Origin of the sequence: Enterobacter sp. JMULE2, assembly GCF_013337145.1 — a bacterium.
Lineage (GTDB): Bacteria > Pseudomonadota > Gammaproteobacteria > Enterobacterales > Enterobacteriaceae > Enterobacter > Enterobacter mori.
In genome coordinates this window covers 213,707-228,896 of the sequence record NZ_SGWD01000010.1, presented here as the reverse complement: position 1 = coordinate 228,896, position 15,190 = coordinate 213,707, and the positions used below count along the sequence as shown (strand labels likewise).

Sequence of the window (15,190 nt, the reverse complement as noted above, 5' to 3'; positions counted from 1 at the left end):
GCCGGGTGTCGGCTGCGCCTTACCCGGCCTACGGTTTAAGAGGCTGCCGCGCTCTTTTTCTTTTTAAACGTTTTCTTCGCGCCACCACCGGGTGCAACCATCCCTCTGAACGTTTTCACCGGCGTGCTGCGCGCCTGATCGATCAACTGGTAAAGCGTCCCGACCAGCGGCTGCATAAAGTCCTGATAGCGGCACTGCTTCTCGCTGATCTGCGTCAGCACCGACTCCCAGTGCGCGGTCATGTCCGGCCTCGCGGCCAGCTCTGGCAAGGAGTGAATCAGTGCCCGGCCCGGCTCTGTCGAATGGATATAGCGCCCTTTTTTCTCGAGAAAACCACGCTTAAACAGCAGCTCGATAATCCCCGCGCGGGTTGCTTCCGTACCCAAACCGTCGGTGGCGCGGAGGATCTTCTTCAGATCTTTATCCTGCACAAAACGGGCGATCCCGGTCATGGCGGAAAGCAGCGTCGCGTCGGTGAAATGGCGCGGCGGCTGGGTCTGACGTTCAACCACTTCGCCCTTCTCGCACAGCAGCTCGTCATCTTTAGCGACAACCGGCAGCGGCGTGCCGTCGTTCTCCTCGTCGCGCTCTTTGTTACCGAGCAGCGTGCGCCAGCCCGCTTCCGCAAGGAAACGCGCTTTGGCGACAAACTTGCCTTTGGCAATCTCAAGCTCAATGACGCATTTACGGAACACCGCGTCCGGGCAGAACTGCATCAGGTACTGACGGGCGACCAGGTTGTACACCTTCGCTTCGTTCTCGGTCAGATTGACGCTGCTGGCACGCGCCGTCGGGATAATCGCGTGGTGGGCATCCACCTTTTTATCATCCCAGCAGCGGTTATGGGTGTCCGGGTTGACCGTTGGCTGCGGGAGCAGATCCGGCGCATGCACGCCGATGGCGTTCATCACCGAGTGGCGTCCGGCAAAGTGTTCTTCCGGCAGATAGCGGCTGTCCGAACGCGGATAGGTGATGAGCTTATGGGTTTCGTAGAGCTTTTGGCAGATATCCAGTACGTTCTGCGCGCTCAGGCCAAACTTTTTGGCCGCCTCAATCTGAAGTGCAGAGAGCGAAAATGGCAGCGGCGCGGGTTCTGATTCCCGTTTATCGTTATAGCTGGTGACGATAGCGGGCTGCCCGGTAATGCGGTTAACCACGTGATCGGCCAACGGACGATGGAGCAGACGCCCCTCTTCATCCTGGTATGACTCGCAGGCGTCGCTCGGCTGCCAGACGGCGGTAAAGCGCTCGTCTTTTGGGGTGACGATATGCGCTTTCACTTCAAAGAAATCTTTGGCGACGAAGTTTTCAATCTCTTCATCACGGCGAACCACCAGCCCCAACACCGGCGTCTGCACGCGGCCCACGGAGAGCACGCCCTGATAGCCCGCGTTGCGCCCGAGGATGGTGTAGGCGCGAGTCATATTGATACCGTACAGCCAGTCGGCGCGGGCGCGGGCTAAAGCCGAAACGCACAGTGGAATAAACTCGCTGTTGGCGCGCAGGCGCGAGATTGCCCGCTCGACGGCCTGCGGGTTGAGGTCGTTAATTAAACAGCGCTGCACCTGCTGACGCTTTTCCGGCGCCAGCTCCAGGTAGTCCAGCACTTCATCGACCAGGAGCTGCCCTTCCCTGTCCGGGTCACCCGCATGCACGATTTCAGCCGCTTCATGCAGGAAGCGCTTGATCACGTTGAGCTGTTTGGTGACCGAAGGCCGGGGCTGCAGGCGCCATTTTTCCGGCACGATGGGCAGATCGTTCAGGTTCCAGCGGGCATAGCGGCTGTCGTAGACATCCGGCTGCGCCTGCTCAAGCAGGTGACCAATACACCAGGTGACCACCTGCCCGTTACCGCATTCGATGAAGCCGTCGCCTTTGCGATGCGGTTTAGGCAGCACATCGGCAATGGCGCGGGCCAGGCTCGGCTTTTCGGCAATAAACAACCGCATCGAATTAACGGATCTCAATCATCGGTCGGCCGCCGCGCGCGGTCACCAGCTCGCCGATCGCCGTCAGGGTGATGCCAAACTCAGCGGCGGTCGCCTGAACGTCGGCTTCGGATCCCGGCGTAACCGCCAGCAGCAGGCCGCCGGAGGTTTGCGGATCGCACAGCAGGTTGCGCCACGCTTCAGGCATCTCGCCCATCAGGTGACCGTAGCTGGCGAAGTTGCGCTGGGTACCGCCCGGCACCGCGCCCTGAGCAATATACTCTTCCACGCCCGGCAGCTTCGGCACGTCCTGATACCAGACCTGCGCCTGAACGCCAGCGCCCTGGCAGACTTCACTCAGGTGCCCCAGCAGACCAAAACCGGTCACGTCGGTCATCGCCTTCACGCCGTCGATGTTGGCGAAAGCCGCACCCGCGAGGTTCATCTGGCACATCACTTCCGTTGCCAGACCCACATGCTCGGGCTTCAGCAGGGATTTTTTCTCGGCGGTGGTGAGTACGCCAATGCCCAGCGGCTTGGTGAGGAACAGCTTGCAGCCCGCCTGCGCGGTGCTGTTGCGCTTCACGCGCTCGGTCGGTACCACGCCCGTAACGGCCAGGCCGAAGATCGGCTCCGGCGCATCGATAGAGTGACCACCGGCCAGGGCAATCCCCGCCTGCTGACAGGCAAAGCGCCCGCCCGCAATCACATCGCGGGCAATCTCAGGTGGAATGGTGTTAATCGGCCAACCCAGAATGGCAATCGCCATGATCGGCTTACCGCCCATCGCGAAGATATCGCTGATGGCGTTAGTCGCCGCAATGCGCCCGAAATCGAACGGGTTATCGACAATCGGCATAAAGAAATCAGTGGTGCTGATAATGCTGGTGCCGTTACCTAAGTCATAAACCGCTGCATCGTCACGCGTTTCGTTACCGACAAGCAGGTTCGGGTCGACAAACTTCGCCTGTTCGCTGTGCAGGATGGTCTCCAGCACTTTCGGGGAAATTTTACAACCGCAACCGGCTCCGTGGCTGTATTGCGTTAAACGAATGGTTTGCTCGCTCATGGACGTCTCCTGTCATCTCAATCGCGCTATGGTAGCGCTCATTCCATAAAGAGGTAAGTATGACTGTCTGAATTCTGCGGCGGATGCTCAGAATCCAGACAGTTTAGCGCGGGTTATCAGAAACGGCTGACGAAAGGCGTGGTGTCCGGCACGCTGATGGTGCTGGAGGCTTTAAGCTGCGGGGTGCCAAGATAGAGGAAGCCGACAATTTTATCGTGCTCACCACAGGCAAAGCCATCACGCACGACCGAACTCTCGGTCAGCGGTCCGGTGCGCCATATGCCATTGAAGCCCTGCGCGACGGCGGCCATTTGCATCGCCATTACCGCGCAGCCTGCGGACATTTCCTGCTCCCAGACCGGCACCTTATGGTCGGCCTGACATTTCGCCACGACAGCGATGATCATCGGCGCGCGGAAAGGCGCACTGCGGGCTTTATCAATCCCTTTCTCATCCTGACCAGCAGCAACCGCGCCTTTTTCCAGTAACGCACTGAAGCGGTCGCGGCCTTCGGCTTCAATCACAAAGAAGTGCCAGGGCTGGAGCGTGCCATGATCCGGCGCGCGCAGGCCCGCACGCAGAATGTTTTCCAGCTGCTCGCCCGCTGGAGCAGGCTCGGCCAGACGCGACGCGCTACGGCGGTTAACAAGCAGTTCAAGTGCATCCATTGGTTAACTCCTTTCTTGAAATTTACTCACAAAATTAACACGACGGCAGATTTTGTTACAGCGTGTCAGGCGATTCCTGCTGACAAGTGGCGGTTGGGTCATTACGATAGCCCAACATTACCGTCACGTGGCGACGGAAACAGTCATTTTCTGGTTAGGGAGAATACATGCGAACCCTTTGGCGAATCTTTGCCGGTTTCTTTAAATGGACGTGGCGACTGCTCAACTTCGTCCGCAACCTGGTGATGAACATCTTTTTCATCTTCCTGGTACTGGTTTGCGTAGGCGTCTGGATGCACATCAGCAACGCCAACCAGGCTCAACATTCGACCCGCGGGGCGCTGTTACTCGACATCACCGGCGTCATCGTTGATAAACCTTCTACCAGCAACCGTCTGGGCGTGATTGGCCGCCAGTTGTTTGGCGCAACATCCGACCGTCTGCAGGAAAACTCCCTGTTCGATATCGTCGATACCATTCGTCAGGCCAAAGACGACCGCAACATCACCGGGATCGTGCTGGATCTGAAAGATTTTGCCGGAGGCGATCAGCCTTCCATGCAGTACATCGGTAAAGCGCTGCGCGAGTTCCGCGACAGTGGCAAACCGGTGATTGCCGTGGGCGACAGCTACAGCCAGGGGCAATATTATCTGGCGAGCTTTGCCAATAAAATTTGGCTCTCGCCGCAGGGTACGGTCGACCTTCATGGTTTTGCCACCAATGGGCTGTATTACAAGTCGCTGCTCGACAAGCTGAAAGTCACCACCCACGTCTTCCGCGTCGGTACCTATAAGTCTGCGGTTGAGCCGTTTATCCGCGACGATATGTCCCCTGCTGCCCGTGAAGCGGACAGCCGCTGGATTGGCGAACTGTGGCAGAACTATCTCGGCACCATTGCCGCCAACCGTCAGATTACCGCTGAACAGGTCTTCCCTGGCGCGCGCGGCATGCTGGACGGGCTGCGTAAGGTTGACGGCGATACCGCGAAATATGCGCTCGACAACAAGCTGGTTGACGCGCTGGGCTCCAGTGCGGATGTCGAAAAAGCGCTGACCAAACAGTTTGGCTGGAGCAAAGAGGATAAAAACTTCAGCGCCATCAGCATGTATGACTACGCAGCAAAAAAACCGGATGAGACCGGCGACAGCGTTGCCGTGGTATTTGCTAACGGCGCTATCATGGACGGACAGGAGACCCCGGGGAACGTTGGCGGGGACACCACCGCATCGCAAATCCGCGATGCGCGCCTTGACCCGAAAGTGAAGGCGATTGTTCTGCGCGTAAACAGCCCGGGCGGCAGCGTGAGCGCTTCTGAGGTGATCCGCGCGGAACTGGCCGCGGCTCGCGCCGCTGGCAAACCGGTGGTGGTATCAATGGGCGGAATGGCCGCATCGGGCGGGTATTGGATCTCGACGCCAGCGAACTACATTGTCGCCAACCCAAGCACATTGACCGGCTCTATCGGCATCTTCGGGGTGATCAATACTGTTGAAAACAGTCTGGACTATCTGGGCGTGCATACCGATGGCGTTTCCACGTCTCCGCTGGCGGATGTGTCGGTGACGAAATCTCTGCCGCCTGAAGTCTCTGAGATGATGCAGCTCAGCATTGAAAACGGGTACAAGCGCTTTATCACGCTGGTTGCCGACTCGCGTAAAAAGACGCCAGAACAGATTGATCAGATTGCGCAGGGCCACGTCTGGACCGGACAGGACGCGAAGAACAACGGTCTGGTCGACAGTCTGGGTGACTTTGACGACGCCGTTAAGAAAGCGGCCGAACTGGCGAAGCTCAAGCAGTGGCACGTTGAGTATTATCAGGACGAGCCGTCGTTCTTCGATATGGTGATGGACAGCATGTCCGTTTCCGTTCGCGCCATGCTGCCGGAGGCGCTGCAGGCTTACCTGCCTGCGCCTGTTGCCACGGCGGCGAAAGCGATGAAGGCGGAAAGCGATAAGCTCGCGGCCTTTAATGATCCACAAAGTCGTTACGCGTTTTGCCTGACCTGCGCGAACGTCCGTTAAAAACCGTCCCCTCTTCCCGCGAAGAGGGGATTTTTTCTTTTGAAGAACAAGAACTCACACCCATGCAGAAGAAATCGATTTATGTAGCCTACACTGGCGGTACCATCGGGATGCAGCGCTCTGAAAACGGCTATATTCCTGTCTCCGGCCACCTGCAGCGTCAGCTTGCACTGATGCCTGAATTCCACCGCCCGGAAATGCCTGACTTTACCATCCACGAATACGAGCCGCTGATGGACTCCTCCGACATGACGCCGGAAGACTGGCAGCACATCGCGGATGATATTAAAGCCCATTACGACCAGTACGACGGCTTTGTGATCCTGCACGGCACCGACACCATGGCGTTTACCGCTTCCGCGCTCTCCTTCATGCTGGAGAATCTGGGCAAGCCGGTTATCGTCACCGGCTCACAAATCCCGCTGGCGGAGCTACGCTCGGACGGGCAGATCAACCTGCTTAATTCACTGTACGTTGCGGCGAATTATCCGATTAATGAAGTGTCTCTGTTCTTCAATAACCGTTTGTATCGCGGGAACCGCACTACCAAAGCGCACGCCGACGGCTTTGACGCTTTCGCCTCACCTAACCTGCAGCCGCTGCTGGAGGCGGGTATTCATATCCGTCGTCTGGGCACGCCGCCTGCGCCGAACACCGCCGGTGAGCTGATTGTGCACCCGATTACCCCACAACCGATTGGCGTGGTGACGATTTACCCTGGGATCTCTGCGGACGTGGTACGTAACTTCCTGCGTCAGCCAGTGAAAGCGCTGATTTTGCGCTCTTACGGCGTCGGCAACGCCCCGCAGAACGGCGAATTCCTGAAAGAGCTTCAGGAAGCCAGCGAGCGCGGGATCGTGGTGGTGAACCTGACCCAGTGTATGTCCGGCAAGGTGAACATGGGCGGCTACGCTACCGGCAACGCGCTCGCACATGCCGGAGTCATCAGCGGCTTCGATATGACCGTTGAGGCAACGCTGACTAAACTTCACTATTTACTGAGCCAGGGTCTGGACATCCAGTCCATTCGTAGCGCGATGATGCAAAACCTGCGCGGCGAGCTGACCCCGGACGAATAAGGAGGCCACATGAAGCAACGCGCCCTGTTACTGGTCGATTTGCAAAATGATTTCTGCGCGGGCGGCGCGCTGGCCGTCGCGGAAGGTGACAGCACCGTTGATGTGGCGAATACGCTAATTGACTGGTGCAAAGCCCGCGGTGAGGCGGTTGTCGCAAGCCAGGACTGGCACCCGGCGAACCACGGCAGTTTTGCCAGCCAGCACGACGTTGCGCCCTTCACCCAGGGTGAACTCGACGGGCTGGCGCAAACCTTCTGGCCGGATCACTGTGTACAGCAGACGGAAGGCGCGGAGCTGCATCCGCTCCTGAATCATAAGGCCATCGATGCGGTGTTCCATAAAGGGGAAAACCCGACTATCGACAGCTATAGCGCGTTTTTTGATAACGGGCATCGCCAGAAAACGGCGCTGGACGCATGGTTACGTCACCACGAAATCGCGGAGCTGATTGTGCTGGGCCTGGCGACGGATTACTGCGTGAAGTTTACCGTGCTGGACGCGCTCCAGTTGGGGTATACCGTCAGCGTCATCACCGACGGCTGCCGCGGGGTGAACATTAACCCGCAGGACAGCGCCCAGGCGTTTATGGATATGGCCGCCGAAGGCGCGACGCTGTATACGCTGGAAGACTGGCTGGAAACGCAGGCGTAAGCCTTTTTAGCCGGGTGGCGCTGACGCTTACCCGGCCTACCTTTCCCCGTAGTCCGGGTAAGGCGCAGCCGCCACCCGGCATTTCTTCCCCAATCCCCATAAAGTGAACTCCCTCGCATCCTCAGCGAAGCGGCAATGCTATTCTTTTCAGGCTGTTTTTTCGCCACGCCTTTCTGTGGCGTGGTTACTTTTATTAAGTCAAAGAGGAACTTGTATGAAACGTTTGCCCTTGCTGGCAGCATTACCCTTGGTTTGCGCGTCAGTTGCCTCCGCCAGTACCCTGATGTCCGTAGGCTACTTTAACGGGGGTGGCGATGTCACCGCCGGACCGGGTGGCGACATCAATAAGCTGGACGTTCGCCAGATCACCCACCTGAACTACTCGTTTGGCCTTGTCTATAACGATGAGAAAGATGAAACCAACGCCGCCCTAAAAGATCCGGCAAAGCTGCATCAGATCTGGCTATCGCCAAAAGTCGCCTCCGATCTGGCCCTCATCCCGACCCTGCGTAAACAAAACCCGAACCTCAAAGTGCTGCTTTCTGTTGGCGGCTGGGGGGCGCGTGGCTTCTCTGGCGCAGCGGCGACTAAAGAGACGCGCGCGGTGTTTATCCGCTCTGCGCAGGAGATCGTCGATAAATACGGTCTGGACGGGATCGACCTCGACTGGGAGTATCCGGTCAACGGCGCGTGGGGGCTGGTTGCCAGCACGCCTGCCGACCGGGATAACTTCACCGCGCTGCTGAAAGAGATGCGTGAGGCGTTCGGGCAGAAAAAACTGGTCACTATAGCGGTAGGCGCGAATGCGGAAAGTCCGAAAAGCTGGGTGGATGTCAAAGCTATCGCCCCGCTGCTCGACTACATCAACCTGATGACCTACGACATGGCGTACGGGACGCAGTATTTCAACGCGAACCTGTATGACTCCAGCACCTGGCCGACGGTTGCCGCGGCCGATAAATACAGCGTCGATTTTGTGGTGAACAATTATCTGGCCGCCGGGCTGAAGCCACAGCAGATGAACCTCGGGATCGGTTTCTATGGCCGCGTGCCGAAACGCGCCGTCGAGCCGGGGATCGACTGGACGAAACCGGATGCGCAAAAAAATCCGGTGACCCAGCCCTACTTCGGACCTCAGGAGATCGGGTTGTTCACGTCACTCGGCTATGACCTGACCAAAGATACCTACGTGAAGTACAACGATATCGTGAAGAAGCTATTGAACGATCCGCAGAAGCGCTTTACTGAGCACTGGGATGACCAGGCTAAGGTGCCGTGGCTGTCGGTGAATTCTGCCGACGGGAAGGCGCTGTTTGCGATTTCCTATGAGAACCCGCGTTCCGTTGCCATCAAAGCGGACTACATCAAAGAGAAAGGTCTGGCAGGGGCGATGTTCTGGGAGTACGGCGCGGACGACAACAACCAGTTAGCGAAGCAGCTGGCGGCGTCGCTCGGGATCCCACACTAAGGTGTAGTGTGCCGGGTGGCGCTAACGCTTACCCGGCCTACACAGAGAGCATTATTTGAAAGTCGCAATCGGCTTCGGCGTGATGCCGAAGTCTTCTTTCAGCTCGCGCTTGCTCTTCATCACCATCTGTCCACTGGTGTCGATCGTCATGTGCTGCGCGTCGGTATTATTGCGCGCCTGCCACAGCATCACCAGCTGCAGGCTGTTCTCTTTTTGCTCCGGGGTGAGCGCCACACCATCTGGCCATTTTCCCAGTTCAACGGCCGTCACCAGACGCTGATAAACCTCCGGTGTCATACCGCTAATCATGTCATCAATATTCATGATGTCTCCCTTTTAAAGGAATAATTTGCTGAATCGATTTTTCAACCTTTAGTGTGATCGCCATTTTCGTCATCAGTGAAGCTTAACGAGGCTGAATTCACGCAAAAACGCTCACCCGTTGGCTGAGGCCCATCAGGGAAGACATGCCCGAGGTGCGCATCACAGTTTCCGCAACGAATTTCAGTGCGTACCATGCCGTGCGAGGAGTCCGTCAGATAGCGGATCGCGTCATCGCTCACCGGCTCGTAAAAGCTCGGCCAGCCACAGCCTGAATCATATTTTGTTTGCGAATTAAACAGCGGCGCATCGCACACCAGGCAGTGGTAGACGCCGTCTCGTTTGTTGTGCAGTAAACGCCCGGTGAATGGCGGTTCCGTTCCGTGGTTCTGCGTCACGTAAAACTGCATTTCTGTGAGGTTTTTTTTCAAATCGTCGGGGTTACGTTGGTTCGACATATGCTTACATCTCGCTGTAGAAACAGACATCTTCTGACCCGAATTCTAACAAAACATTAACACCCTTGCGTGCACTTTTGTTCTAAACTTATGTGTCGCGAAAAGGCGGTCAGGCAATTGTGATCTGTTTCACATTTTTATCCTGCGAGGCCTTTAAAATTCCGGCCGCAGCCCCCATGTGGTTGCTAGCTCAAAGGGAAAGTGAGGCGAGTCAGTCGCACAAACGTTAGTCACAGGATTGATTTGTCGCAATGATTGACACGATTCCGCTTGACGCTGCGTAAGGTTTTTGTAATTTTACAGGCAACCTTTTATTCACTAACAAATAGCTGGTGGAATATATGACTATCAAAGTAGGTATCAACGGTTTTGGCCGTATCGGCCGTATTGTTTTCCGTGCTGCTCAGAAACGTTCTGACATCGAAATCGTTGGTATCAACGATCTCCTGGACGCTGAATACATGGCGTACATGCTGAAGTACGACTCAACTCACGGTCGTTTCGACGGCACCGTTGAAGTGAAAGACGGCCACCTGGTTGTTAACGGTAAAACCATCCGCGTTACTGCTGAGAAAGACCCAGCTAACCTGAAATGGAACGAAATTGGTGTTGACGTTGTAGCTGAAGCTACCGGTATCTTCCTGACCGACGAAACCGCACGTAAACACATCACCGCTGGTGCGAAGAAAGTTGTTCTGACTGGTCCTTCCAAAGACAACACCCCAATGTTCGTTCGTGGTGCTAACTTCGAAAAATACGCTGGCCAGGACATCGTTTCCAACGCATCCTGCACCACCAACTGCCTGGCTCCACTGGCTAAAGTTATCAACGACAACTTCGGTATCGTTGAAGGCCTGATGACCACCGTTCACGCAACTACCGCTACTCAGAAAACTGTTGATGGCCCGTCTCACAAAGACTGGCGCGGCGGCCGTGGCGCAGCTCAGAACATCATCCCATCTTCTACCGGTGCTGCTAAAGCTGTAGGCGTTGTACTGCCAGAGCTGAACGGTAAACTGACTGGTATGGCGTTCCGCGTTCCAACACCTAACGTATCCGTTGTTGACCTGACCGTTCGTCTGGAAAAAGCTGCTTCTTATGAAGAAATTAAGAAAGCAATCAAAGCTGCTTCCGAAGGCGCAATGAAAGGCGTTCTGGGTTACACCGAAGACGACGTTGTATCTACCGATTTCAACGGCGAAGTGTGCACTTCCGTGTTCGATGCTAAAGCTGGTATCGCACTGAACGACAACTTCGTTAAACTGGTTTCCTGGTACGACAACGAAACCGGCTACTCTAACAAAGTACTGGACCTGATCGCTCACATCTCCAAATAAGTTGAGATGAGTGTTTGATCCAAAAAGGCGACTTCGGTCGCCTTTTTTATTGTTTTAAGACAGAGGATTGCTTAATGATTAATAAAATTTTTGCACTTCCGGTAGTCGAACAACTTACCCCTGTGCTCTCCCGCCGTCAGATCGACGGTGCTGATATTATCGTTGTAGACCATCCGCGCGTGAAAGCGTCCGTGGCGCTGAACGGCGCTCACCTGCTCTCCTGGAAACCGGAAGGAGAAGTGGAAGGCTTATGGCTGAGCGATGCGACCTCATTCAAAAAAGGGGCGGCGATCCGTGGCGGCGTACCGATCTGCTGGCCGTGGTTCGGCCCTTCCGCGCAACCGGGTTTGCCGTCTCACGGTTTTGCCCGTAATCAACAGTGGACGCTGAAAGCACACAACGAAGATGATAACGGCGCGGTGCTGACCTTTGAACTGCAGGCAAACGATGAAACTCGCGCCCTGTGGCCGCACGATTTCACCCTTTATGCCCGCTTCAAGCTGGCGAAAACCTGCGAAATTGAGCTGGAAGCCCATGGCGAGTTTGAAACCACGTCAGCCCTGCACACCTATTTCAACGTGGGTGATATTAGCGCGGTAAAAGTGAGCGGTCTTGGTGATACCTTTATCGACAAGGTGGATAACGCGCAGCAGGGCAAACTGAGCGACGGCGTGCAAACGTTCCCCGATCGTACCGACCGCGTTTACCAGCATCCTGAAGCGTGCAGCGTGATCCATGACGGTGCCCTGAATCGCGGTATTGAAGTGGTTCATCACCATCACAGCGACGTAGTCGGCTGGAACCCAGGCCCGGCGCTTTCTGTCAGCATGGCGGACGTAACAGATGACGGTTATAAAACCTTTGTTTGCGTAGAAACCGCTTGCGTGAGCACGCCGCAGAAAGCAAGCGAAGAAAAACCGTCCCGTTTAGGCCAGACGATTAAGATTGTGAAACGTTAATACTGTTCTGCCGCACCAAAATAAAACAAACGGGGCGCAAGCGCCCCGTTTTGATGCACAGAATGCACGCTAATGATGCGCACTCAGAACTTGTAGGTCACACCCACAGAGAAGATGCCTGCCCAGGATTTGTCGACCATCGGGCTATCTTTGATTTCATCACTCAGGCGGGAGTAACGGCCAGTACCGTAGACATTCCAGTCACCGAGGAAGTTATAGCTCGCGGTCAGCTCCAGGTACGGATCCCAGCCATCATCCGCGCTGTAGCTGTTCAAACCGCTACGGCGAGATTCAGCTTTAGAGACGCCGTAGTAGTAGTCGTTGTAGTTCTCGCTGCTGTACTGCACACCAATGCCCGGCGTCAGCGTCAGCGCACCGTTGGTGTAGCGATAAAGCCACGCCAGATCCCAGATAAAGCCGTTGCTGTTGTCGAGCGTATCCGCCGCCAGCGCAGTACGCAGGAAGCCATACTGGGTATTATGTACGTAAGAAAGACCCGCCATCAGCGAGCTTCTGCGCTTGTCCAGCTGGCGAAGCGCGTTGCTGTCGCTGTCACCTGGCTTGAAGTGCGTCGGATCGTAATACGCCATGATCGACAGCTTGTCAGCCGTATCGTTCCACAGATAGTAGCCGCCGCCCAGGCCACGGAACCAGAAGTTATCGCCTTCATAGGTGACAACGGGAACGGGATACACGTCGCGGTCATACTGTTTGTACGGGCTGTTAATGACACCCGCGCCCGCGCCAACAGTCCACTGACTTTCTGCCTGTGCGGTGTTCACTGCGGTAGCGGCAAGGATGCCCAATGCCAGAAGTTTGAGTTTGGTCACAATCCATTCTTTCCTGTAGTCAAATAATCAGCGGGTGAAGTGTAACCGCCATTCCCGTTCATCCCAAAATTTTTTGCTGACTAATGAGTCTGATTAACCCGTTATTTTTTACTTTTCAGATGACAGGCTGCTTTCATTTATGTGAACCCTGAATGAAAAACGCGGCTTCGCCTTATTACGCACGTGGGAATTTTTGGATGAGTTATTGATATGTCATTGAAATTAGATTTTCTCAGCATGCAAGTTTTGCAAATGCCATCTACGCTTTAATTTAAGAAGAGATTTTGCTGCACACCCCCGCACTTCTTAGCGTCTGACCTGGCACACAGGTTGCTGCTCTGGCAGTGAGGTGCGAGAAATTCTCTTCCGGGAGCCTCCACTACTCATACGAACGGCTCTTATCCTGTGCTAAAAAACGAAAGGACGGCATGCCATGAATATATTCGATCACTATCGCCAGCGCTACGAAGCTGCCAAGGACGAAGAGTTCACACTGCAGGAGTTTCTTACCATTTGTCGGCAAGATCGCAGTGCCTATGCCAATGCGGCAGAACGGCTATTGATGGCTATTGGTGAGCCTAACATGGTTGATACTGCCCTGGAGCCACGGCTTTCCCGTCTCTTTTCGAATCGGGTTGTCGCCCGATATCCGGCGTTTGAAGAGTTCTATGGCATGGAAGATGCCATCGAGCAGATCGTCTCCTACCTGAAGCATGCTGCTCAGGGTCTGGAAGAGAAGAAGCAGATCCTCTATTTACTGGGTCCTGTGGGTGGCGGTAAATCGTCGCTTGCCGAGCGCCTTAAAGCGCTGATGCAACGCGTGCCGATTTACGTGCTGAGTGCCAACGGGGAACGCAGCCCGGTCAATGACCATCCGCTGTGCCTGTTTAATCCGCAGGAAGATGCGCAGATCCTTGATAAAGAGTTTGGCATCCCGCATCGCTATCTCGGCACGATTATGTCACCGTGGGCGGCAAAACGCCTGCACGAGTTTGGTGGCGATATTACCAAATTCCGCGTCGTCAAAGTCTGGCCGTCAATTCTGGAACAGATTGCCATCGCCAAAACGGAGCCCGGCGACGAGAACAACCAGGATATTTCGGCCCTGGTCGGTAAAGTCGATATTCGTAAGCTGGAACATCACGCGCAAAACGACCCGGATGCCTATGGCTATTCCGGCGCCCTGTGCCGTGCAAACCAGGGGATTATGGAGTTCGTCGAGATGTTTAAAGCACCGATTAAAGTGCTGCATCCACTGCTGACCGCCACCCAGGAAGGGAACTACAACGGGACGGAAGGTATTTCCGCCCTGCCGTTTAACGGCATCATTCTGGCGCACTCCAACGAATCTGAGTGGGTCACCTTCCGTAATAATAAAAACAATGAGGCGTTCCTCGACCGTGTTTACATTGTCAAAGTGCCTTATTGCCTGCGGATCTCGGAAGAGATCAAAATTTACGAGAAACTGCTTAACCACAGTGAGCTGGTGCACGCACCTTGCGCACCGGGAACGCTGGAAACGCTGTCTCGCTTCTCCATTCTGTCGCGTCTGAAAGAGCCGGAAAACTCCAGTATCTACTCGAAAATGCGCGTCTATGATGGTGAAAGCCTGAAGGACACCGACCCGAAAGCGAAGTCCTATCAGGAGTACCGCGATTACGCTGGCGTCGACGAGGGGATGAACGGTCTGTCCACGCGTTTCGCGTTTAAGATCCTCTCCCGCGTCTTTAACTTTGACCATGCGGAAGTGGCGGCCAACCCGGTGCATCTGTTCTACGTCCTGGAGCAGCAAATCGAGCGCGAGCAGTTCCCGCAGGAGCAGGCTGAACGCTACCTTGAGTTCCTGAAAGGCTACCTGATCCCGAAATACGCCGAGTTCATTGGCAAAGAGATCCAGACCGCCTACCTGGAATCCTATTCAGAATACGGGCAGAACATTTTCGACCGTTATGTCACCTATGCTGACTTCTGGATCCAGGATCAGGAGTACCGCGACCCGGATACCGGCCAGCTGTTTGACCGTGAATCCCTGAACGCGGAACTGGAAAAAATTGAGAAGCCTGCCGGTATCAGCAACCCGAAAGACTTCCGTAATGAGATTGTCAACTTCGTCCTGCGCGCCAGAGCGCATAACAACGGGCGTAACCCGAACTGGACCAGCTACGAAAAACTGCGCACGGTCATTGAGAAAAAAATGTTCTCCAATACCGAAGAGCTGTTGCCGGTTATTTCGTTTAACGCCAAAACCTCAACCGACGAGCAGAAAAAGCACGACGATTTTGTCGACCGTATGATGGAGAAAGGCTATACCCGCAAACAGGTCCGCCTGCTCTGCGAATGGTACCTGCGCGTGCGCAAATCGTCTTAAAACAAGTGCCCGGTAGCGTTCACGCTTACC

The 15,190-nt window shown here is 55.4% G+C and carries 13 protein-coding genes; 7 read left to right on the top strand and 6 right to left on the bottom strand.

Annotated elements, in window-relative coordinates; all coding sequences use genetic code 11:
- Positions 1-35: 35 nt before the first annotated feature.
- The 3 genes from EXW94_RS01960 to EXW94_RS01950 all read right to left on the bottom strand — a co-directional run bounded on the left by EXW94_RS01960 (position 36) and on the right by EXW94_RS01950 (position 3,665).
- Positions 36-1,949 (bottom strand): DNA topoisomerase III, encoded by a 1,914-nt coding sequence (locus EXW94_RS01960; protein WP_174339369.1) that lies wholly within the window; start codon positions 1,947-1,949, stop codon positions 36-38.
- 4 nt (positions 1,950-1,953) lie between these two features.
- The gene (gene selD, locus EXW94_RS01955; protein WP_174339368.1) at positions 1,954-2,997 is read right to left on the bottom strand and encodes a selenide, water dikinase SelD; all 1,044 of its coding nucleotides are present in this window, start codon (positions 2,995-2,997) and stop codon (positions 1,954-1,956) included.
- A gap of 116 nt (positions 2,998-3,113) precedes the next feature.
- Positions 3,114-3,665 carry an NAD(P)H nitroreductase gene (locus EXW94_RS01950; protein WP_010430090.1) on the bottom strand — a complete coding sequence of 184 codons (552 nt, stop codon included), beginning with the start codon at positions 3,663-3,665 and terminating at the stop codon, positions 3,114-3,116.
- 167 nt (positions 3,666-3,832) lie between these two features.
- Between EXW94_RS01950 and sppA the strand changes: the two genes are divergently transcribed.
- From sppA to EXW94_RS01930, 4 genes are all read left to right on the top strand, one after another.
- The gene (gene sppA, locus EXW94_RS01945) at positions 3,833-5,689 is read left to right on the top strand and encodes a signal peptide peptidase SppA (protein ID WP_100166984.1); all 1,857 of its coding nucleotides are present in this window, start codon (positions 3,833-3,835) and stop codon (positions 5,687-5,689) included.
- A gap of 62 nt (positions 5,690-5,751) precedes the next feature.
- Positions 5,752-6,768 carry an asparaginase gene (gene ansA / locus EXW94_RS01940; protein WP_174339367.1) on the top strand — a complete coding sequence of 339 codons (1,017 nt, stop codon included), beginning with the start codon at positions 5,752-5,754 and terminating at the stop codon, positions 6,766-6,768.
- Positions 6,769-6,777: 9 nt separating this feature from the next.
- Positions 6,778-7,419, top strand: a complete 642-nt coding sequence (gene pncA, locus EXW94_RS01935) for a bifunctional nicotinamidase/pyrazinamidase (RefSeq protein WP_174339366.1) — start codon at positions 6,778-6,780, stop codon at positions 7,417-7,419.
- Between the two features lie 214 nt (positions 7,420-7,633).
- Positions 7,634-8,887 carry a glycoside hydrolase family 18 protein gene (locus EXW94_RS01930; RefSeq protein WP_174339365.1) on the top strand — a complete coding sequence of 418 codons (1,254 nt, stop codon included), beginning with the start codon at positions 7,634-7,636 and terminating at the stop codon, positions 8,885-8,887.
- A gap of 51 nt (positions 8,888-8,938) precedes the next feature.
- Here EXW94_RS01930 and EXW94_RS01925 read toward each other — a convergent pair whose 3' ends face one another.
- Positions 8,939-9,211 carry a YeaC family protein gene (locus EXW94_RS01925; RefSeq protein WP_108416785.1) on the bottom strand — a complete coding sequence of 91 codons (273 nt, stop codon included), beginning with the start codon at positions 9,209-9,211 and terminating at the stop codon, positions 8,939-8,941.
- Positions 9,212-9,252: 41 nt separating this feature from the next.
- Complete coding sequence (msrB, locus tag EXW94_RS01920) at positions 9,253-9,666, bottom strand: peptide-methionine (R)-S-oxide reductase MsrB (RefSeq protein ID WP_010430078.1); 414 nt, start codon at positions 9,664-9,666, stop codon at positions 9,253-9,255.
- A gap of 341 nt (positions 9,667-10,007) precedes the next feature.
- On the opposite strand from msrB, the gene gapA reads away from it, so the two are divergent.
- Entirely contained in the window at positions 10,008-11,003 is a 996-nt protein-coding gene (gene gapA, locus EXW94_RS01915; RefSeq protein ID WP_010430074.1) for a glyceraldehyde-3-phosphate dehydrogenase, read from the top strand.
- Positions 11,004-11,077: 74 nt separating this feature from the next.
- A complete protein-coding gene (locus EXW94_RS01910; RefSeq protein ID WP_174339364.1) occupies positions 11,078-11,962 on the top strand; it encodes a D-hexose-6-phosphate mutarotase in 885 nt (294 codons plus the stop codon).
- An 83-nt stretch (positions 11,963-12,045) separates the two neighbouring features.
- Here EXW94_RS01910 and EXW94_RS01905 read toward each other — a convergent pair whose 3' ends face one another.
- Entirely contained in the window at positions 12,046-12,792 is a 747-nt protein-coding gene (locus EXW94_RS01905) for a MipA/OmpV family protein (protein WP_174339363.1), read from the bottom strand.
- Between the two features lie 433 nt (positions 12,793-13,225).
- Between EXW94_RS01905 and yeaG the strand changes: the two genes are divergently transcribed.
- Positions 13,226-15,160, top strand: a complete 1,935-nt coding sequence (gene yeaG, locus EXW94_RS01900; RefSeq protein WP_042717518.1) for a protein kinase YeaG — start codon at positions 13,226-13,228, stop codon at positions 15,158-15,160.
- Positions 15,161-15,190 lie beyond the last annotated feature (30 nt).